The sequence below is a fragment of the Sphingobium sp. Leaf26 genome (assembly GCF_001421665.1).
Classification (GTDB): Bacteria; Pseudomonadota; Alphaproteobacteria; order Sphingomonadales; family Sphingomonadaceae; genus Sphingobium.
Window position 1 is genome coordinate 89125 of record NZ_LMKV01000032.1, and the last position, 19666, is coordinate 108790.

The 19666-nt window shown below is 64.9% G+C and carries 16 protein-coding genes; 9 read left to right on the forward strand and 7 right to left on the reverse strand.

Features of this window, described 5'->3' with window-relative positions; translation table 11 throughout:
* Positions 1 to 51 precede the first annotated feature (51 nt).
* Positions 52 to 336: a hypothetical protein gene (locus ASE85_RS20800; RefSeq protein WP_156358457.1), complete on the reverse strand. Its 285-nt coding sequence runs from the start codon at positions 334 to 336 to the stop codon at positions 52 to 54.
* Between the two features lie 125 nt (positions 337 to 461).
* Here ASE85_RS20800 and ASE85_RS20805 point away from each other — a divergent pair, with 125 nt between their 5' ends.
* The gene (locus ASE85_RS20805; protein ID WP_056693356.1) at positions 462 to 1142 is read left to right on the forward strand and encodes a CDP-alcohol phosphatidyltransferase family protein; all 681 of its coding nucleotides are present in this window, start codon (positions 462 to 464) and stop codon (positions 1140 to 1142) included.
* Between the two features lie 242 nt (positions 1143 to 1384).
* Here the strand turns inward: ASE85_RS20805 and ASE85_RS20810 are convergent, their stop codons facing one another.
* From ASE85_RS20810 to ASE85_RS20820, 3 genes are read right to left on the reverse strand one after another with little or no spacing between them, the layout of a single operon-like run.
* Entirely contained in the window at positions 1385 to 2752 is a 1368-nt protein-coding gene (locus ASE85_RS20810; protein WP_056693358.1) for an efflux transporter outer membrane subunit, read from the reverse strand.
* On the reverse strand, positions 2749 to 5901 hold the full coding sequence (locus ASE85_RS20815) for an efflux RND transporter permease subunit (protein ID WP_056693361.1): 3153 nt from the start codon (positions 5899 to 5901) through the stop codon (positions 2749 to 2751). The genes ASE85_RS20810 and ASE85_RS20815 overlap by 4 nt, the downstream gene beginning before the upstream one ends.
* 10 nt (positions 5902 to 5911) lie before the next feature.
* Positions 5912 to 7042, reverse strand: a complete 1131-nt coding sequence (locus ASE85_RS20820; RefSeq protein ID WP_200928425.1) for an efflux RND transporter periplasmic adaptor subunit — start codon at positions 7040 to 7042, stop codon at positions 5912 to 5914.
* Between the two features lie 357 nt (positions 7043 to 7399).
* Here ASE85_RS20820 and ASE85_RS20825 point away from each other — a divergent pair, with 357 nt between their 5' ends.
* Both ASE85_RS20825 and ASE85_RS20830 read left to right on the forward strand, forming a co-directional pair.
* Positions 7400 to 8131, forward strand: coding sequence for a response regulator (locus tag ASE85_RS20825; RefSeq protein ID WP_056693363.1), 732 nt, complete (start codon positions 7400 to 7402; stop codon positions 8129 to 8131).
* Positions 8128 to 9495 (forward strand): ATP-binding protein, encoded by a 1368-nt coding sequence (locus ASE85_RS20830; protein WP_056693365.1) that lies wholly within the window; start codon positions 8128 to 8130, stop codon positions 9493 to 9495. The genes ASE85_RS20825 and ASE85_RS20830 overlap by 4 nt, the downstream gene beginning before the upstream one ends.
* Here ASE85_RS20830 and ASE85_RS20835 read toward each other — a convergent pair.
* Genes ASE85_RS20835 through ASE85_RS20845 form a run of 3 tightly spaced genes read right to left on the reverse strand, consistent with a single transcriptional unit; the run spans position 9492 to position 11694 of the window.
* The gene (locus ASE85_RS20835; protein WP_056693369.1) at positions 9492 to 9812 is read right to left on the reverse strand and encodes a DUF3325 family protein; all 321 of its coding nucleotides are present in this window, start codon (positions 9810 to 9812) and stop codon (positions 9492 to 9494) included. The two genes, ASE85_RS20830 and ASE85_RS20835, sit on opposite strands and share 4 nt — an antisense overlap.
* On the reverse strand, positions 9809 to 11317 hold the full coding sequence (locus ASE85_RS20840) for a PepSY-associated TM helix domain-containing protein (RefSeq protein WP_056693371.1): 1509 nt from the start codon (positions 11315 to 11317) through the stop codon (positions 9809 to 9811). The genes ASE85_RS20835 and ASE85_RS20840 overlap by 4 nt, the downstream gene beginning before the upstream one ends.
* Positions 11314 to 11694: a ketohydroxyglutarate aldolase gene (locus ASE85_RS20845; RefSeq protein WP_235523644.1), complete on the reverse strand. Its 381-nt coding sequence runs from the start codon at positions 11692 to 11694 to the stop codon at positions 11314 to 11316. Before ASE85_RS20845 ends, ASE85_RS20840 begins: the two co-directional genes overlap by 4 nt.
* A 149-nt stretch (positions 11695 to 11843) precedes the next feature.
* Between ASE85_RS20845 and ASE85_RS20850 the strand changes: the two genes are divergently transcribed.
* From ASE85_RS20850 to ASE85_RS20875, 6 genes are all read left to right on the forward strand, one after another.
* Complete coding sequence (locus ASE85_RS20850; protein WP_056693376.1) at positions 11844 to 13322, forward strand: carboxylesterase/lipase family protein; 1479 nt, start codon at positions 11844 to 11846, stop codon at positions 13320 to 13322.
* Positions 13323 to 13334: 12 nt separating this feature from the next.
* Positions 13335 to 13583, forward strand: a complete 249-nt coding sequence (locus ASE85_RS20855; protein ID WP_056693380.1) for an SDR family NAD(P)-dependent oxidoreductase — start codon at positions 13335 to 13337, stop codon at positions 13581 to 13583.
* 249 nt (positions 13584 to 13832) lie between these two features.
* A complete protein-coding gene (locus ASE85_RS20860) occupies positions 13833 to 15914 on the forward strand; it encodes a TonB-dependent receptor (RefSeq protein ID WP_056693383.1) in 2082 nt (693 codons plus the stop codon).
* Positions 15915 to 15918: 4 nt separating this feature from the next.
* Positions 15919 to 17322, forward strand: a complete 1404-nt coding sequence (locus tag ASE85_RS20865) for an FAD-linked oxidase C-terminal domain-containing protein (protein WP_056693389.1) — start codon at positions 15919 to 15921, stop codon at positions 17320 to 17322.
* An 85-nt stretch (positions 17323 to 17407) separates the two neighbouring features.
* Positions 17408 to 18346 carry an alpha/beta hydrolase gene (locus tag ASE85_RS20870; RefSeq protein WP_056693391.1) on the forward strand — a complete coding sequence of 313 codons (939 nt, stop codon included), beginning with the start codon at positions 17408 to 17410 and terminating at the stop codon, positions 18344 to 18346.
* On the forward strand, positions 18346 to 19650 hold the full coding sequence (locus tag ASE85_RS20875; protein ID WP_056693398.1) for an MFS transporter: 1305 nt from the start codon (positions 18346 to 18348) through the stop codon (positions 19648 to 19650). The genes ASE85_RS20870 and ASE85_RS20875 overlap by 1 nt, the downstream gene beginning before the upstream one ends.
* Positions 19651 to 19666 lie beyond the last annotated feature (16 nt).

Sequence of the window (19666 nt, forward strand, 5' to 3'; positions counted from 1 at the left end):
CGGAAAAATGACCTCTGCGTCACAAAGACCCTGCCTTTCAGGCATCCTCTCCTAAAAACTTTCAGGGCTGGTCTTCGGATCGGCCCTTTTTTTGTCCCCGTCTTTTGTGTCCGCGTCAGATGGGCTGTCGTCCAGTCCCTGCGGCATGCGCCATTGGACGCCCTCATCCAGATAGGCTTCCAATTCGCGCCAGTGCCGGTCCCAGCCAGGGCCACGACGCGCCGGGGGCACTTCCTGTTCCACCATCAGTCGCGCGCGCCGGACCGGATTGGACGGCCGTTGTTCCATGCGCGCCACTATGTCGCGTAGATACTGGGGCAGGTCCGTACTCATCATATCCTCCGCGAGACTGGTGGTCCCATCCGCCGCCTTTGGCCCCGAAGCGGGCAGAGAGGCAATGGCTTTCCTGGGTGCGATGCAACGAATATTGTCTTGGCGTCATGCTTCCGTCATAAAGCCCCATGTCATTGCCATCCGGCCCCACGGCCCCACCCATCGCCCGTATCCAGCAAAATGTGCTGGCTGTAGGGGAACGTCGCCTGCTCAACTGGCTGTGCGCCCGCATGCCACGCTGGGTAACGCCCGATTTGCTGACCGCAATCGGCATGGTCGGCGCCTTTGCCATCTTCGCCGGCTATGCCGCGAGCAACTGGGGAGTCGAATGGCTGTGGCTCGCCATTGCCGGCTATGCGGTGCAATGGTTCGGCGATTCCATGGACGGCAGCTTGGCGCGCTATCGCAAGATCGAGCGGCCATCCTATGGCTATTTTATCGACCATAGTTGCGACGGTCTGGCGACCTTGCTGATTCTGGCTGGCATGGGGGCCAGCCCCTATATCCGCATGGATGTCGCGTTGGTGGCGCTGGCCGGCTATCTGCTGCTGTCGATCCATGCCTATCTGTCGGCGCGGGTGCTGGGCGAGTTCAAGCTATCCTATCTGGCGGCCGGTCCCACGGAATTGCGGCTGATGCTGATCGGGCTTACCATCGCGATGATGCTGCTCGGCTATGCGCCCGGCTGGTTCGGCGCGGTGTCGGGATTCGACCTGTTCGTCGGCATTATCGGCACGATCCTGGTCCTGCTGTTCATCAAGCAGACGCTGACGACAGCCAAAAGACTGGCTCTGGCCGAACGTCGCTGATCGCAGTGGGGCCGGTCCGCACGGGATCGGCCCGTCTGCGTCAGGGGTGGTGATGGTCCCGCGCGCCGCAGCGCGAGATCAACTGATTGAGGCGCACTTCATCCTGCGCACCCGACGCAAATAATTGGCAAAGCCAATCCAGACACCGTGCCAGTAGCAGCATGGTTCCTCTCCCTCATTATCCGTGCAGCATAACAGATTCGCGGCGCCGGAGAAGAGGGGAGAGAAATTAATATACCTGCTTACTGATCGGCGCCGACCACCCGGTAGAGCAGGATGCGATTGCTGACCAGCGCGAGGTCGGTAGCAATGGCCGACTGCCGCGCGCTGTAGAGCGATCGCTGGCTGCTCAACGCGGTGAGGAAGGTGTCGATACCGGAGCGATAGCGCTGGTCCGCCAGATCATAGGCGCGCTGGCTGGCCGTCACCAGCCGCCGCTGCGCCGCCTGCTGGGCGTCGATCGTACCCGCGCGGGCCAGGCCGTCGGCAACCTCCTGGAAGGCGGTCTGCACTGCCTTTTCATATCGGGCGACATAAAGGTCGCGCTGGGCCTTGCTATACTCCAGATTGCCGCGATTCGCGCCGCCGAAGATGGGCAGGCTGGCGGACGGGCTGGCCGACCAGGCAAAGCCGCCGCCGGTGAAGAGCGAGGATAGGGCCGAACTGGCCACGCCGATGGCGGAGGTGAGGCTGATGGTCGGGAACATCGCCGCGCGTGCGGCGCCGATATCGGCATTGGCGGCCTTCAACTGATGTTCGGCCTGTAGCACGTCGGGGCGTTGCAGCAGCACGTCGGAGGTGAGGCCCGCCGGGACTCTCGCTACGCCTGCGATCAGGCTGTCGAGCGATTGAGGCAGCAATGCGTCCTCGACCGGGGCGCCGACCAGCAGGTCGAGCGCGTTGCGATCCTGCGCGACCTGGGTGATGTTGGCGGCGACGTCCGACGCGGCCTGCTCCACCGTGGTTTCGGCCTGATGCACGTCCAGCTTGCCGGCGAGGCCGGCGACATTGAGCGATCGGGTGAGGTCCAGCGTGCGTTGCGCACTGGCCTGCGTTTCCCGCGACAGGGCCAGCAATGCCTGATCCGCCGCCAGCGTCGCATAGGCGGTCGCGGTTTCGGCGATCAGGGTGATGCGGGTCGACCGCGCGCCTTCCTCAGTCGCCAGATAGGTTTCCAGCGCCGATTGCGTCAGGTTGCGGACGCGGCCGAACAGGTCGATCTCGAACGCGCTGAAGCCAAGGTCGGCGCTGTAGCTGTTTTGGCGATTGTCATTCTGGCGCGTAAAGCTGGCTCCCGCGTTTGCGGTGACCGTCGGCAACTGGGCGGCGCGCTGCACCTTATATTGCGCGCGCGCCGACTGGATGTTGGCGATGGCCACACGCAGGTCGCGATTATTCGCCAGTGCCCGTTCGATGACCGTGTGCAGGCGCGTGTCGCTGACCAGTTGGGTCCATGGCAGGCCGGCCTTATCACCAGCCTGTGGGGGGGCATAGGCTTCCCCGCTGGGCAGGGCTGCCGGCACCGGCAGCGTCGGACGGACATAGGTCGGCGCCATGTTGCAGCCAGCCAGTGCCAGCAGCGATGCGGCGGAAAGAAAAGCGCGCATCATGCCGGCACTCCTGCGTCGGGCGCCGGGGCGGGCGGCGTGGACCTGGGCTTGTCGCTGCCGAACAGGCGGGCGATGGTGAGGAAGAAGAGCGGGACGTAGAAGATCGCCAATATCGTGGCGGTCGTCATGCCGCCGACCACGGCGGTGCCGATCGCGACGCGGCTCTGCGCGCCCGCACCGCTGGCGATCGCCAGCGGGATCACGCCAGCAATGAAGGCGAGCGACGTCATCAGGATCGGGCGGAAGCGCAGGCGTGCCGCCTCCAGTGCGGAGGTCCACGCATCCTTGCCCTGTTTGTGCGCCAGTTCGGCAAATTCGACGATCAGGATCGCGTTCTTCGCCGCCAGACCCATGGTGGTGAGCAGGCCGACCTGGAAGAAGATGTTGTTCTCCAGCCCGCGCGCCCATACCGCCAGCACCGCACCGATCAGGCCCAGGGGGATGACCAGCAGCACAGCCAGCGGGATCGACCAGCTTTCATAAAGGGCGGCAAGGCACAGGAACACGACCAGTACCGAGAGGCCGTAGAGAAGCGGCGCCTGACCGCCGGACAGTTGTTCCTGATAGGAGAGGCCGCTCCAGGCGTAGCTGGTGCCGGCGGGCAATTGCTTTTGCAGTTCGACCATCCGGTCCATCGCATCGCCCGAGCTGGCGCCGCTGCCGGCCTGGCCCTGGATTTCGAAGGAGGACAGGCCGTTGAAGCGGGACACGGTGCTTGGTCCCATGGTCCAGTGGGTCGTAGCAAAGGCCGAGAAAGGCACCATTTCGCCAGTGCTGGTCGATCGCACCATCCAGTTGTCGATATCGGTCGGCAGCGCGCGATAGGGCGCGTCGGCCTGCATATAGACGCGCTTCACGCGGCCGCGATCGACGAAATCATTGACATAGGTGCTGCCCCAGGCGGAACTCAGCACTGCATCAACATTGGCCTGGGTCAGACCCAGCACGGCGAGCTTCTCATTGTCGATATCGACCTTGAGCTGCGGCGTATCCTCCAGCGAGGCGGCACGGACGCCGGCCAGCACCGGGTCTTTCGACGCGGCTTCGATCAACTGGTTGCGCAGTTCCAGAAAGCGCGCGCGGCTGAGGCTGCCATTATTGAGCAGTTCGAAGGTGAAGCCGTTCGACTGGCCAAGGCCGCGAATGGCCGGCGGGGTCATGCCCAGCACCCTGGCATCGCGGATCGCCGCCAGTTGCTTGGTCGCGCGGCCCGAAATCGCGGTCGCGGTGTTCGCCGCGCCCTTGCGATCGTCCCACGGCGACAGGTTGATGAAGCCCTGGCCGACATTTTCGCCCTGCCCCTGAAAGCTGAATCCGGTCATGATGAAGGCGAAGGCGACATTGTCCTTTTCATCGTTCAGGAAGTAATTCTGCACCTGGTCGATGACGGCGGCGGTCCGGCTGGACTTTGCGCCGGCGGGCAGGGTGACCTGCACCATCACCTGCCCCTGATCCTCGACCGGCAGGAAGCTGGACGGCAGGCGTACGAAGACCAGCACCAGCAGGCCCAGTATGAGGACATAGACGCCCCAGAACAGCTTGCGCCGGCCCATCACCTGCTCAGTGCGGCGGACATAGCCGTTCGTCATCCGCTCGAACCAGCGGTTGAACTTGCCGGCCCAGCCCCGGTCGCGATGCTCTTCGCTCGCGGACTTGAGGATGGTGGCGCAAAGCGCGGGCGACAGGATCAGCGCGACGACTACCGACAGCAGCATGGAGGACACGATTGTGATGGAAAACTGGCGGTAGATGACGCCGGTCGATCCACCGAAGAAGGCCATGGGCAGGAGCACTGCGGAGAGGACGAGGGCGATGCCGACCAGCGCGCTGCCGATCTCTTCCATCGACTTGATCGTCGCCTCGCGCGGAGACAGTCCTTCCTCGTCCATGATGCGCTCGACATTTTCGACGACGACGATCGCGTCATCGACCAGCAGGCCGATGGACAGCACCATGCCGAACAGGGTCAGCGTGTTGATCGAGTATCCGAACAGGGCGAGGATGCCGAAGGTGCCGAGCAGCACCACCGGCACGGCGATCGCCGGCACCAGGGTAGCGCGCCAGCTTTGCAGGAAGACGAACATCACCACCACGACCAGCGCGACCGCTTCGAGCAGGGTCTTGATGACCTCCTCGACCGACAGCTTGATGAAGGGGGTGGTGTCGCGCGGATAGACGACCTTGTAGCCGTGGGGCAGGCTGCCGGACAGTTCGGCGACCTTGGCCTTGACCAGTTCGGCCGTCTTGAGCGCGTCTGCGCCCGGCGCAAGCTGTAGCGCGATGCCCGACGCCGGATGTCCGTTCAGCCGGGCGGCGGTGCTGTAGCTTTCATTGCCGAGTTCGACCCGCGCGACGTCGGACAGATGGACGATCGAGCCGTCGGACTGTGTCTTGACGATGATGTTGCGGAATTGTTCGGGTGTCTGGAGGCGCGCGCGCGCCGTCACCGTGGCGTTGATCTGCTGGTTGGCGGGCGCGGGGTCGGCGCCGATCTGGCCGGCCGACACTTCGACATTCTGCGCCGCAATCGCGCTCTGCACGTCGGACGGCATCAGCTTGACGGCGGCCAGCTTATAGGGGTCGAGCCAGACACGCATGGCATATTGCGACCCGAAAATCTGGGTCGCGCCGATGCCGTCGATACGGGCGATCGGGTCCTGGAAATTATTGACCAGATAATCGGCGATGTCCGCCTGCGTCGCGGTATCGGTCTCGTCATAGAGGCCGACCAGCATCAGGAAGTCGGTCTGCTGCTTGGTGACGGACAGGCCCTGCTGCTGCACCGCGTTGGGCAGGCGGCTCAGCGCCTGCTGCACCCGGTTCTGCACCTGCACCTGCGCGGTGTCGGGATCGGTGCCCTTCTGGAAGGTGACGGTGATCCGCGCCTGCCCCGTCGCGGTGGATGAGGAAGAGAAATACATCAGGCCGTCGATGCCGGTGAGTTGCTGCTCCAGCACCTGGGTCACGCTGGTTTCGACGGTTTCGGCCGAGGCGCCGGGATAGGTGGCGCTGATGCCGACGCCGGGCGGGGCGATGTCGGGATATTGCGCGATGGGCAGGGAGAGCATCGCGCCCAGGCCCGCCAGCATGATGCCGATGGCGATGACCCAGGCGAAGATCGGGCGTTCGATGAAATAGCGGCTCAGCAACGGACGGCTCCTACTTCGTCGACTTGACGGCGACGGGCTTGACGACGGCGTCGGGCTGCACCTTGTCCGTGCCCTCCACGATCAGCCGGTCGCCGGCCTTGAGGCCCGCCGTGATGAGCCATTTGTCGCCGATCGCCTGCGCGGCGGTGACGGTGCGGCGCTCGACCTTGTTCGCCTTGTTCACGACCAGCGCCGTGGCATTGCCCTTGGGATCGCGGCTGATACCCTGCTGCGGAGCGAGGATGGCGCCGGGCACCACGGACTGCGGAGCGACGACGCGCACGAACATGCCCGGCATCAGCAGACCATCGGGGTTCGGAAAGCGGGCGCGTAACGTGACGGTGCCGCTGTTCACGTCCACGATCGGCTCGGCAAACTCGATCCGGCCTTCCTGGGGATAGTCGCTGCCATCGTCCAGTTTCAGCCGGATGGTCGCGCTGGCCGGCAGTGTCTTGCCCGCCGCCAGTGAGCGGCGCAGCGCCAGTATCTGCGCGCTGGACTGGGTGACGTCGACATAGATGGGGTCGAGTTGCTGGATCGTAGTCAGCGGATCGGTCTGGCTGGTCGTCACCAATGCGCCGGGCGTGAAGAGGGTGCGGCCGATACGTCCGCTGATGGGCGCGCGCACCAGCGTGAAGTCGAGGTTCACGCTGCTGGTCTGGAGGCTGGCGCGCGCCTGCTGCACCGCGGCCTGCGCCTGTCGCGCGGTGGCGACCACATCGTCGCGATCCTGCGCGCTGACTGCTTCGGTATCGCCCAGGCTGCGATAGCGCTGCGCCTTGGCCTGCGCGGCGACCGCCGTCGCCTGCGCGCTCGCCAGGCTGGCCTGCGCCTCGTCCCGCGATGCGCGATAGAGGCGGGCGTCGATCTGGTAGAGCGGCTGGCCGGCCGTGACCATCGCGCCTTCGGTGAAGAGACGCTTCTGGATCAGGCCCGCCACCTGCGGGCGTACTTCCGACATCATGGTCGACACGGTGCGGCCGGGCAGTTCGCTCGACACGGTGGTGTTCTGCGCCGTCAGCGTCACCACGCCGACCTCCACCGGCCCCTTTTCCGGCGGTTTCTGCTGCCCGCATGCGGCAAGGCCGAGGGCCAGGGCGATCGGCGCGACCCGAAGGCTATGCAGGGTGGCAATGGGCATGATGTGACGCTTATCCTAAAACCGACGGGCCAAATCGGCCCCTGCGATGCCCACCGGGACAGCAGCGGAACCGACCCGGACGCACAAGGGGGAGGGAGGGGATGTGCGCGATCGGGTGGCCCGCTGTACCGGTTCCCGGCCATGACGGCAGGGACAGGCATCGCAAGGACTCTCTTGTGTCGGCGGGGGGAGCCGACAGCGTCCTCATCGCGGCTTTGTCCGTCACATGGTAGAGCGAGTTATTTTCCGATTGCCACGATAGGTTGCTGATCCGCGCATATGCGTAACGCTTTGTATCGGCCTGTATCAGCGTTGAAGAGGCGCAGACTTTTAACGCATCGCGCGCTAGGACAGGCCATGGCCGACGCATCCTCCTTCCGTCCCGCCACCGTGCTGGTGGTCGATGACGATGCCGATATTCGCGACCTGATCGTGGGCCAGTTGCGGCAGGAAAATTACCGCCTGCTGGCCGCCGCCAATCTGGCGGAGCTGCGCCAGACGCTGCGCGACGAGGATGTCGACCTGATCGTGCTGGACCTCAACCTGCCCGATGGCGACGGATTGTCGCTGTGCCGCGAGTTGCGGGCGGACGGGTCGGACGTGCAGATCATCATGGTCACGGCGCGGGGCAGCGCGATCGACCGGGTACTGGGGCTGGAACTGGGCGCCGACGATTATCTGACCAAGCCGTTCGAGCCGCGCGAGTTGCTGGTCCGTATCCGCAACCTGCTGCGCCGGGCGCGGACCGGGCCGGCGCCGCGCCCGGCCACAGCCATGCGTTATGCCCATATCGGCCCCTGGCGGGTGGACCTGGTCCAGCGCCGGCTGGTGGCGCCGGACGACCGGCTGGTCATGCTGTCTTCGGCGGAATTTCGCCTGCTCAGCCGCTTCATCGATGAACCCAATGTCGTGCTGGACCGGGAGACATTATTGCCAGAGCGGCGCGCCACGGCAGCGTTCGACCGGTCGATCGACCTTCAGATCAGCCGGCTGCGGCACAAGCTGGCCGGCCTGCCAGGTGGGGAAGACCTGATCCTGACGGTGCGCGGCGAAGGCTATGTGCTTGCCTGCACGGTGGACCATTCATGATCGCGAAGGCGATCGGGCGCGCCCGCAGCTTCTTCCGGTCGATGGCGGGGCAGATTTTCCTGATCCTGACGCTTGGCATGTCGGTGGCCGCGATCGTGGCGCTGCTGGTGGCGGAAAAGACGCGGCATCATGATTTCGAGCGGATACGCCGCCAGCGCGTTATGGCCAGCGCTGTCGATGTTGCCGATCGATTCCGTCGCGATCCCAAGCGGATCGAAGCGATGATGGCGACACACAGCATCATCGGCGCTGCGCCTGCGCCAGAAGGCATCAGCCTGAGCGAACCGGATCTCGATCTGGAATCGCTGCTGAGTGCGCGTCTTGGCGCGCAATCCCAGCCCGAAGCGGGACAGGTGCCCGCCGGCCTCTGCTTTCCCGATCGCTACAAGACAAAAGAGTTCGTCGCCGGCCTGATCGATGCGCCGCGGCCCGACTGCTGGGTGGTGCGCTATACCGACGGGATCGGCCAGCGCCGGGCTATCGCCCTTAGTTTTCCGCGCATGGCCAAACCGCCGAGCACCGTTTTCAACCCGCTCTACCTGATCGTCATCATCGCCGCATCGGCCGGGCTGGCCATATTGGTCGCCCGCTTCGTGTCGAAACCGCTGCGGCGGCTGGAGCAGGCGGCGGAAGCCTTTTCCGTGTCGCTGGATCCCGAAGAAATTCCCGAAAAAGGACCGGACGAGGTGCGCGCGGCGCTCTCCACCTTCAACCTCATGCAACGCCGCGCCCGTGCGGGGTTCGCCGAGCGGACGCAATTGCTGGCAGCGATCAGCCACGATCTTCAGACTCCGCTCACCCGGTTGCGGCTGCGGCTGGAACTGGTGGAAAATGAGGATTTGCGCGCGCGCCTGCTGGCCGATCATCAGGCGATGCAGACACTGGTGCGCGAAGGGCTCGACCTGGCCAGCAGCATCGAAGCGCGGGAGGAATGGTCGTCGCTCGACATCGATTCCCTGCTGACCAGCATGGCCGAGGACGCCGAGGAACTGGGCGCGCCGGTGCGTTTCACCAGCGGGTGCGGGGGGACCGTGCGGGTCAAGCCCAATGCGCTGACGCGCTGCATCGCCAATCTGGTCGACAATGCGGTCAAATATGGCGGCAGCGCAGAGATCAGTTGCGTGCGGACTGGCGGGCGGCTGCTGATCCATGTGCGCGATCATGGCCCCGGCATTCCAACCGACCAGCTCGACCAGATGTTCGAGCCTTTTACGCGCGGGGCGAGCAGCCAGCCGGGTGGGCGTCATGGCACCGGAATCGGCCTGACCATCAGCCGATCGCTGGCGATGAGTTTCGAGGCGTCGGTGCGGCTGCGCAATGCCGAGGATGGCGGCCTGATCGCCACTATCGACATGAAGGGTTAGATCAGCAATCCCGCGACCAACAGTAGCGCGGCAATCGGAACGCCCGCGCGAGGAATATCCGGGCGGTAGGTCATACCCAGCAGTAGAACCCCGCCAAGCAACGGTAGCAGGCCGATCCAGGCGACCAGCGCCATGCCGACATCCTGCCACAGCCACAGACTGAATAGCGACAGGCCAAACAAGGTCCAGCCAGCCAGTTCCAGATGAGCGACGAAGGGGCGTTTCTGCCAGTCGCCCAACAGCACGGGACGATGGCGCTGCATCCGCGCCGCCAGCGCGAACAGGGACAGATAGAGCAGACCGATGGTCAGCATCATGCCGGCATTGTCCGTCGGCGGACGGGTGCTGGTGCATGGCGGCGGCGGAGCAGTTTGCAGACCAGCAAGCCCAGCGCGATCGCCGTCGCCAGCAACATCATATTGCCCGTGACCGGAACGGTGTCGCTGGCCCAGATCGGACCCAGCAAGGCCGCCAGCGCGCAGAGCAGCGCCAACAGGCCCAAAAGCAGCGGCCAGCCCAGAGCGGGTGGCAGGACAAGGCCGAGCAGCAGCGCGGCGCCCGTACTCCATAGCGCGACCGATACCTCCACCTCCGCCCGCATGGTCAGGCCCAGGGGCAACAGGCGATTGGCGATGAGGAACGCCGTCATGCCGATCGGCACGCCGACAAGGCCCCCCACGTTCAGTCGCTCCAGCAGGCGGTTGCCGATCGACAGCGGCGCCCGTTCGCGCCGCTTGACGATCCACAGCAGCATTCCGCTCGCGATCGCCAGCGTCAGCATCGCGCCGCCCAGAAAATAGAGCCAGCGCGTGAGCAGCGGCGCGAAATGCGCCATGTGCAGGCCGTAGATGGTCTGGTAGGTGCGGATGACCGGGCGTTGCTCCGTCCAGGCCTTCAGCACCTTGCCGGTCGCGCCGTCGAAGCTGATTTCCGCCGGCAGATAGCCGATCGACGCCGTCTCGACCGGATAGATGGTGACCACCGCACCGCTATCGCCCGGATTGAAGATATAGACCCGCCCCACCGGCGCACCCGCAAAATGGCGTCGTGCCTGCGCCAGCATCGGGGCGATCGGGGCGAGCGGCGCTTTGGTTCCGGTTGCCGCCTGCGTCACCGCACCGGGAGTGAGGTCGCTGTAGAGCGCCATGAGATCCTGGCCATAGCCCGCCGTCATGCCCCAGGGCATATTGAGCGACGCCAGCGTCAGCAGGCCGGTGAAGGTGATCATGATGTGGAAGGGCAGGGACAGCACGCCCAGCGCATTATGCCCGTCCAGCCAGGACCGCTGCCCCTTGGCCGGGCGGAAGGTGAAGATGTCCTTGAAGAACCGCTTATGCGCTATGATGCCGGTAATGATAGCCACCAGCATTAGCATTGCTGCCACAGAAGCGAGCAACCGGCCCCAGGGATAGGGCAGTTCCAGTTCGAAGTGCAGGCGATAGAAAAATTCGCCGCCCAGCGTGTCGCGTGGCACCGGCGCGCCGCTCAGCGGATCGAGCGCGCGGCTGAAATAGGCGCCGCCACTGTCATAGGTCGCCTCGACCAGATTGGATCGGCCATCGGGCGCCGACAGATACCAGCCGGTCGATCCGGTCGTGTTGGCCGACAGCCAGTCGGTCGCGGCGGTGATGGCGCGGACCGGGTCGGCCTGCCCGCTGACTTCCGGGCGCATCCAGCGGCTGATTTCCGGCTTGAAGACGCTCAATGTGCCGGCAAGGCACATGATGAAGAGGATATGGCCGAGCAGCAACCCGGTCCAGCCATGGAGCCAGGCCATCGCCTGCCGCGCGCCGTCACGTACCAGCATGCTGGCCTGGCTCATGCCGGTTGCCCCGCCATCCAGCCGATACCGCCCAGCAGCAGCGCCGAAAGTGCCACGCCGGCCAGAGCGCGCCATGGTCCGCGCGCCAGAAAGGCCCAGATGGTGACGGCAGGCGCTACCAGATAGGCGATCAGGGTCGCGATCGTCACCGCTTCCACCCGCGCCACGGGCAGGGTACGGGCCAGCGCGGCGGCGGCCAGAGCCGCCACGCCATAGGCACCGACTGTCCCGGCCAGCGTGCGCAACGCGACATTGGCGCGGTAGCGCCAGCCATCACGGGCAGCGATCGTCCTCAAAACGCAGTAACGGGCATGATGGATCGGACGGACATAGGCGGTTTCCAACTGGCGCTCTCGTCCGGTACCCGAGCAGGTCAATGCAGGTCAATCGCATTAGCGGACAATGAAAAGTCATTCCGACGTCTATCCGCTCGGCAGCATGGCCGTGCGGCTCGGCAAAGCCATTTTGCTCCGCTGCGCGTTGGTCCGGCTTTAGACTGCGCCGCAAAAGGCATTGGAGCGGACGGATGGATATGATCGTGCCCACAGGGGCTGGCCAGGTGCGTGGCGCCGTCCATGATGGCGTCGCCCGGTTCCTGGCCATTCCCTATGCGGCCCCTCCGGTCGGGGATCGCCGCTTTGCGTTGCCGCAACCGGTGCAGGGCTGGAGCGGTGTGCGGGATGCGCTGGTGCCGGGGGCCAATGCGCCGCAGCGGGTGCGCGCCATGCCGGGCGTCGATATAGGGGCGCTGGTGGGCAACGGCTGGAGCGAAGGCGACGACTATCTGACGCTCAATATCTGGATGCCCGCCCGCGATGCCACGGGCCTTCCGGTCATGGTCTTCATCCATGGCGGCGGCTTCGTGGTGGGGAGCAAGGATGCGGCGGTGCAGGATGGCAGCGCCTTCGCGCGCGACGATGTAGTGCTGGTGGCGATCAACTATCGGCTGGGCGTGGAGGGCTTCCTGCCCATTCCGGGCATTCCGACCAATTTGGGCCTGCGCGACCAGATTTTTGCACTGCGCTGGGTGCGGGACAATATTGCGGCCTTTGGTGGCGATCCGGATAATGTCACAGTCTTCGGCGAATCCGCCGGCGCCATGTCGGTCGCCAACCTGATCACTTCACCGCTCGCCAAGGGATTGTTCCGCCGCGCGATCGTGGAAAGCGGCCATGGTGCGATGACGCGGGATATCGGCGTGGCACAACGTATGGTGAAGGCGCTCGCAAAACGGCTGCGGATCACGCCGGATGTCGATGGCTTCCGATCGGTCGCGCCCGGCGCAATGCTGGACGCGATCGAGAAGGTCAGCCAGCCTACCGCCCGCATCGACCTGCGCGATGATGAAGGGCGGGAGCCGGTGTTCGGGATCAGCCGCTTCATCCCGGTGTATGGCGACGATATATTGCCGCACAAGCCGCTCGCCGCGCTGAAGGTCGGCGTGGGGGTGGAAATCGACCTGCTGATCGGCACCGATGCGGAGGAGATGAACCTGTACTTCATCCCTACCGGCGTGCGGGAGAAGATCGGCCGGCTGCTCGCAACCTGGTTCGTGCACAAGCATCAGCCCGGCGCGCGCAAGCTGCTCAAAGCATATGGCATGGGGGCAAGAGGCGTGAAGCCCGGCCATGCCTTTACCGATGCGATGCACGATCTCGTCTTTCGCTGGCCCGCCCGGCGCTTTGCCGAGGAGCATCGCGGGCGCACCCATATGTATGAGTTCGAATGGCGATCGCCGCTCTTTGGCAGGCTGGGGGCGGCGCATGCGATGGAACTGCCCTTCGTGTTCGACACGCTGGCCAGCGTCACCGGGCCGGAGGGCATATGCGGGGATGCGCCGCCGCAGGCGCTGGCCGACCGGGTGCATCGCATCTGGGTCGATTTCGCCACCGACGGCCGCCTGCCCTGGGCACCGTTCACCCGTGACGAGCGGCTGGTCTATCAGCTCGCGGCCGGGGAGGCGGTGCATGAACCGCCCATGCCCGCCGCGCCCTACATGCCCTGAAGGACAAAGCCCATGTATCTGGAACGACTGAAACTGGATGGCCGGCGCGCGCTCGTGACCGGTGGGGCGAGCGGTATCGGACTTGCCTGTGTCGAGGCACCGGCCGAAATGGGCGCGGCGGTGACGATTGCGGACGTGAAGCCCGATCTGGTCGACGCAGCGGTGGCGACCTTGCGGGGCAAAGGCTTTCAAGCTGATGGCGTGGTGATGGATGTGACCGACAGCATCGTGCTGGCTGATGGCGGTTATAGCTGCTGGTGAGGAAAGGGCGCGAATTACCGTTCTAGAACCGTTCGCCCTTCGACAGGCTCAGGGCGAACGATGTTTTATGGTATCGCGATCAATGCGACAGCGAGTTGGACAGGTAAATGCGAATCCGATCGGCGAAGTGTTCGACCCGAACGGCATAATCGATTATCTCCCCAAACCTATCTGAAAGCTGTACCTATCAGATAGGCCCAGATATGATCCGGCGGACATGATTCCCCCGGACAGCGGGAGGAGAGAGTGATGAAATTGAAGGCTCTGCTATCTGCCGGTGTCGCGATCGCCGCGTCCCTTCCCGTTGCCGCACAAGCGCAGGGAGCAACCGCCGCAGCGGCGGACGCCAATTCCGATATCATCGTCACGGCGCGTAAACGGCAGGAAACGCTGCTGGATGTGCCGGTCGCGGTAACGGCGATCAGCGGCGACACGCTGGCAAGGCAGAATATCAATAGCGTCCGCGAAGCCGCTGCGCTGTCGCCCGGCCTCAACATCTCCAGCGATGGTGCGGGTCGCGCCTTCGTGTCGATCCGCGGCGTCGGCGTGACGCTGGTTCAGACGGTGCAGCCGGGCGTCGGCCTCTTCATCGACGGCATCTATCGCCCCAACACCGCCTATCTCAACAACCCGCTGCTCGACGTCGAGCGGATCGAAGTGCTGCGCGGGCCGCAGGGCACGCTCTATGGCAAGAACACGCTGGGCGGCGCGATCAATGTCATCACCCGCCAGCCCGGCAATGATTTCGAGGCGCGCGGCGCGGCCAGCTATGCCGGCCCGGACAATAGCTGGCTGGTATCCGGTTCCGTCTCCGCCCCGATCGTGCAGGACAAGCTGGCCATCCGTATCGGCGCCGCCCATCGGCAGCAGGACGGCTTCATCCGCAACACCACCGTCGGCGGCAATTCCAACAGCCTGAATACGGATTCGGTCAGCGGCACGCTCCGCTTCACGCCGGGCAATGACGTGGTCGTGTCGGTCAACGGCTATTATGACTGGATCAAGGGGCATAACGTTCCCTATGCCTGGGTCGCCGGCCCGACCGACTATTCGCGCAATAATAATTTCAACACGACCGGCATCACCACCTATCAATATCGCGGCGTCAATGCCCGGATCGAGGCGCCGATCGAGGCGATCGACACCCGCGTCACGCTGCTCGCCGCCTATGATGCGCGCGACACCAATTCGCCCGACAGCGATGGCGATTTCGGGCCGGCCAACATCGTCCGTTCGACCGGCCGCGACCAGTTGCGCACCAAGACGGTGGAACTGCGGTTCGACACGACGCTGAACGCGCAACTGTCGACCCTGTTCGGCCTGTTCTACAGCCGCGAAACGTTCGACGCGGCGGGCGCCAATAGGATCGTGCCCTTCGGCCTGGTGCTGCCGTCGTCCGACCATCGCGTCGGCGACACCTATGCCGCTTTCGGCACCGTCTTCTGGAAGCCGACCAGCGACTGGGAAGTCGCGCTCGGCATGCGCTACGATCATGAAAACCGCCGGGCATCGGGCGCGCCGCGCCTGAAGTCCAATGAGGTGGAGCCGCGTTTGTCGATCACCCGGCACTGGAACCCCAGCCTGATGTCCTATGCGTCGGTCGCGCGCGGCTATCGCGGTGGCGGCTTCAATGCGCCGACGGCCCCGGTACGGACTTATCAGGGGGACAGCGCCTGGACGTATGAAGTCGGCACAAAATATGCGACCAGCGCCTTCAGCCTGTCGGGCGACATCTTCTTCAGCGATTACAAACATTATATCGGCCTGAACAGCGTCGCGCCGAGCAGCGCGGGGGGACTGGTGACGGTCGACCTCAATGCCGGCCATGTGCACAGCTATGGCGCGGAACTGGAAGCGCGGGTGCGTCCGACCGCCAACTGGACCATTTCCAGCGGCCTGACCTACATGCACGCCCGGTTGATCGACTCCTCGGAATATACCGACGTCACGGGCCGTACCTTGTCGAGCGACCGGCTGACCTTCCAGCCCGACTGGCTCTATAATATCAGCAGCGATTATGTGGTGCCGCTGGGCGACAACAAGCTGACTTTCAACGCCAGCCTGAATGGGAAGAGCAAGCGGCTGGCGGCGACGCTGAACCAGACGACGCCGACCTTGCTGAAGGGCTATGCCGTGGTCAACGGCTCCATCACCTTTGCCACGGCACGCGGTATTGAGTTCGGCGTCTTCGGCAACAACCTGTTCAACAAGAAATATTTCGACTCTTATATCGAGAAGACGACGTTGCAACTGGCGGGCCTGCCGGCATCGGACCTGGGCATCATTGGCGACCTGCGCCGCTATGGCGTTCGCGCCAGCTTCAAGTTCTGATCCGATGCGCGCGCACACGCCCATATTGCCGCGCAAGCCCTTGCCGGACGGTTTCCTTGATCGGGTCGCGGCCCTTGTCGGCGACCGGCTGGCCATGGGGGACGCGATCCGCCTGCAACATGGACAGAGCGAGGCCCATTTCGAGCCGGTGCTGCCCGATGCGGTGGTCTTCGCCGAAACGACCGAGGAGGTGGCCGATCTCGTCCAGCTATGCGTGGCGGCGGGCGTGCCGATCATCCCGTTCGGCGCCGGCACCTCGATCGAGGGCAATACGCTGCCGGTGATGGGTGGGATCACCATCGATCTCAGCCGGATGGATGCGATCGTGGAGGTCAATCAGGAGGATTTCGACTGTACCGTGCAGGCGGGGGTACGGCGCGAGCAACTGAACGAGCATTTGCGCGATCAGGGGCTGTTCTTCCCGATCGATCCGGGCGCCAACGCCACCATCGGCGGCATGGCGGCCACGCGGGCTTCGGGAACGAATGCCGTGCGGTACGGGACGATGCGGGAGGCGGTCCTGAGCCTGAAGGTCGTGACGCCCGACGGGAAGATCATCCGCACCGCGCGGCGCGCACGCAAGTCGGCGGCGGGGTACGACCTTACCCGGCTGATGATCGGCAGCGAAGGGACGCTGGGCATCATTACCGAAGTGACGCTGCGGCTGCATGCCATACCCGAAGCGATTTCATCGGCCGTATGCAGTTTCGATACGTTGCAGGGCGCGGTGGATACGGTGGTGCAGTCGATCCAGATCGGCGTGCCACTGGCGCGGGTGGAGATATTGGACGACGCGCAGATGCGCGCGGTCAATCGCTGGTCGAAGCTGGACTATCCCGAACTGACCACTTTGTTCTTCGAATTCCACGGGTCTCAGTCTTATGTGGACGAGCAGGTTCGGACAGTGGAAGAGATTGCCGCCATGAATGGCGGGGGTGAATTTCGCTGGTCCAACTTGCCCGAACAACGTTCGAAATTGTGGAAGGCGCGGCACGAGGCCTATTATGCCGCCGTCAACATGCGTCCTGGTGCGATCGGATGGGCGACGGACGTATGCGTACCGATCAGTCGCCTCGCCGAATGTATTACCCGGACGCGCGAGGATCTGGACAAGGCCAGCCTGCCCGCGACGATATTGGGCCATGTCGGCGACGGCAATTTCCATGTCATCTTCTCCATCGATCCGAACGCGCCGGAGGAAATGGTGGAAGTGGAGGCGCTCAACCAGCGGCTGGTCGACCGGGCGCTGGCGATGGACGGCACCTGCACCGGCGAACATGGCATTGGCCTTGGCAAGCAACATTGTCTGGTCGAGGAACTGGGTGAGGCGGTCGACCTGATGCGGGTCATCAAGCGTGCGCTGGACCCGCAGAACCTGTTCAATCCGGGCAAGATTTTCGCCTTCTGAGACACAGGCGTTTAGCCGGGGGGCTCAACGGTTCGGCCGCGCTGGTGCCCCTGGTGCGGCCGGACATCATAACAAGAGGATAGCCATGAACAGTCTGCCGCTCGTCGATCCGGCGCTTCGCCCGCTGCTGGAAGCGGTGCCGACCCAGCGCCTGTCCGCCGAGATGTTGCCCACGCTGCGTGAGCAGGGCTTTCCCGCGCCGCCCTTTGTGGATCGCGGTGTCATATTGGAGCGGCGCAGCGTGCCGGGGCCGAAGGGTGCGCCCGATATCCTGCTCCATATCTATCGTCCGCCCGATGTCACCGGGCCACTGCCCTGCATCTATCACATCCATGGCGGTGGCCATGTGACGGGTAGCGCCGCCGATCTGGAATGGCTGCATCATCCGCTGGTCGCGGACCTCAACTGCCTGCTGGTGTCGGTCGACTATCGCCTGTCGCCTGAAGCGCCTTTCCCCGCTGCAATCGAGGATTGCTATGCTGGCCTTGGCTGGCTGTTCGGACAGGCCGAGGCGCTGGACGTGGATCGCGACCGGATCGGCGTGATGGGGGAGAGCGCGGGCGGGGGCCTGGCCGCCGCGCTGGCGCTGATGGCGCGGGACCGGTGCGAATATAGGCTCGCCTTCCAGCATCTGATCTATCCGATGCTGGACGATCGGACATGCACGGCCGCCGATCCGCATCCCTATGCCGGAGAATTTATCTGGACCGCGCATAATAATCATTTCGGCTGGTCGGCGCTGCTGGGCCATGCGCCGGGTGCCGCCGGGGTGTCGCCCTATGCCGCGCCGGCGCGGGCGGACAGTCTGGCTGGCCTACCGCCGAGCTTCATCGCGACCGGCGCGCTCGACCTGTTTCTGGAGGAAGATATGGACTATGCTCGCCGCCTGCTGCGCGCAGGGGTCCTGACCGAATTGCACGTCTATCCCGGCGCCTTCCATGCGTTCGACATGGTCGGCGATACGCCGGTGTCGTTGCAGGCGCGGCGCGACAGCCGCGCTGCGTTGGAACGGGCGCTGGCCTGATGGCGACCATCGCCCCCGCCGCCGCGCCCGCCAGTGCGCCATCCTTCCTGCATATCCTGCCATCCCTGCTGATCCTGGCGCTGGCGATGGCTGCCGGCTTCACCATGATGGGATCGTTCAGCATGGTGCAGGAGGGTGCCAAGGCGGACATGGCGCTGAGCGACTTCCAGCTATCGCTGGTGCAGGGCGTGTCCGCCGCCGTGCCGCTGCTGCTCTTTTCCATACCCATCGGGCTATTGGTGGATCGAACCAACCGTCTGCGGCTGTTCATCGGGCTGGCTATAGTCTGGACGCTCGGTACGTTCCTGACGGCCACGGCACAGACCGTCACCATGTTATTCATCGCGCTGATGCTGGCGGGCATCGGCACCACCGGTGCGCTGACGGCGGCGTTGTCGCTGTGTGCCGACCTCTGTCCACCGCATCAGCGGGGCAGGGCGCTGCTGATCGTGACGCTGGGCAAGGCTTTGGGGCAGGCGGGGGCGTTCGCGCTGGCGGGCTGGCTGCTCAGCCTGTTCCTGCATCGCAGCGCTGGAGAATTGTTCGCTGGTGTCGCGCCGTGGCGGGCGACCCATTATGCGCTGGCCGCGATCAGCGCGGCGCTGGTGCTGCCGATGTTCCTGTTGCGCGAACCGGTCCGGCGGGAAGTGGCGGCCGGCATCCATGCGCCCTGGCCTGTGGTGGTCGCCGAACTCTGGTCGAGGCGCGCTTTCCTCGGCCCCATGTTCGTTGGGCAGGTGAGCGTGGTCATGGCCGATGCCGCCGCCGCCATATGGGCCTCGCCCGTTCTGTCGCGCAGCTATGGCCTGGCGCCGCCCGATTTTGCCGGCTGGATGGGCAGCCTCATCTTCCTGACCGGCGTGGCCGGATCGGTGCTGGGCGGCGTAGCGGCCGATATCGGGCAGAAGAGCGGGCGCAAGGGCGGGCTGCTGATCGGGGCGGTGATTGCCGCTGGCCTTGGCATACCGGCGGCGCTCTTCCCGATCATGCCGGGCATTCCCGCCTTTGCCGTGGCGCTGGGCGCGTTGATGCTGTGCGGGACGGTGACGGGCCTGATCACCTCGGTCGCGCTGACGGTGATGCTGCCCAATGAAGTGCGGGGGCTGTGCATTGGCGCTTTCATCGCGTTGGCCGGGCTGATCGGATTTGGCGTCGCGCCCACGCTGGTCACGGCGATCAGCGGCCTGCTGGGCGGGGAGGCGCATCTGGGTGAGGGGCTGGCGGTGGTCGGCGTCACCGTGAGTTGCGTGTCACTCGGTGCCTTCTGGCTGGCGATGAAACGCGCCGCAGCCAGACCTATCTGATAGCTATTGTCGGGAG

Bases quoted from the DNA above. Each gene is read 5' to 3' on its own strand.
- ASE85_RS20800 (WP_156358457.1), bottom strand. From the start codon at position 336: ATGATGAGTACGGACCTGCCCCAGTATCTACGCGACATAGTGGCGCGC.
- ASE85_RS20805 (WP_056693356.1), top strand. From the start codon at position 462: ATGTCATTGCCATCCGGCCCCACGGCCCCACCCATCGCCCGTATCCAG.
- ASE85_RS20810 (WP_056693358.1), bottom strand. From the start codon at position 2,752: ATGATGCGCGCTTTTCTTTCCGCCGCATCGCTGCTGGCACTGGCTGGC.
- ASE85_RS20820 (WP_200928425.1), bottom strand. From the start codon at position 7,042: ATGCCCATTGCCACCCTGCATAGCCTTCGGGTCGCGCCGATCGCCCTG.
- ASE85_RS20825 (WP_056693363.1), top strand. From the start codon at position 7,400: ATGGCCGACGCATCCTCCTTCCGTCCCGCCACCGTGCTGGTGGTCGAT.
- ASE85_RS20830 (WP_056693365.1), top strand. From the start codon at position 8,128: ATGATCGCGAAGGCGATCGGGCGCGCCCGCAGCTTCTTCCGGTCGATG.
- ASE85_RS20835 (WP_056693369.1), bottom strand. From the start codon at position 9,812: ATGATGCTGACCATCGGTCTGCTCTATCTGTCCCTGTTCGCGCTGGCG.
- ASE85_RS20840 (WP_056693371.1), bottom strand. From the start codon at position 11,317: ATGAGCCAGGCCAGCATGCTGGTACGTGACGGCGCGCGGCAGGCGATG.
- ASE85_RS20850 (WP_056693376.1), top strand. From the start codon at position 11,844: ATGGATATGATCGTGCCCACAGGGGCTGGCCAGGTGCGTGGCGCCGTC.
- ASE85_RS20855 (WP_056693380.1), top strand. From the start codon at position 13,335: ATGTATCTGGAACGACTGAAACTGGATGGCCGGCGCGCGCTCGTGACC.
- ASE85_RS20860 (WP_056693383.1), top strand. From the start codon at position 13,833: ATGAAATTGAAGGCTCTGCTATCTGCCGGTGTCGCGATCGCCGCGTCC.
- ASE85_RS20865 (WP_056693389.1), top strand. From the start codon at position 15,919: ATGCGCGCGCACACGCCCATATTGCCGCGCAAGCCCTTGCCGGACGGT.
- ASE85_RS20870 (WP_056693391.1), top strand. From the start codon at position 17,408: ATGAACAGTCTGCCGCTCGTCGATCCGGCGCTTCGCCCGCTGCTGGAA.
- ASE85_RS20875 (WP_056693398.1), top strand. From the start codon at position 18,346: ATGGCGACCATCGCCCCCGCCGCCGCGCCCGCCAGTGCGCCATCCTTC.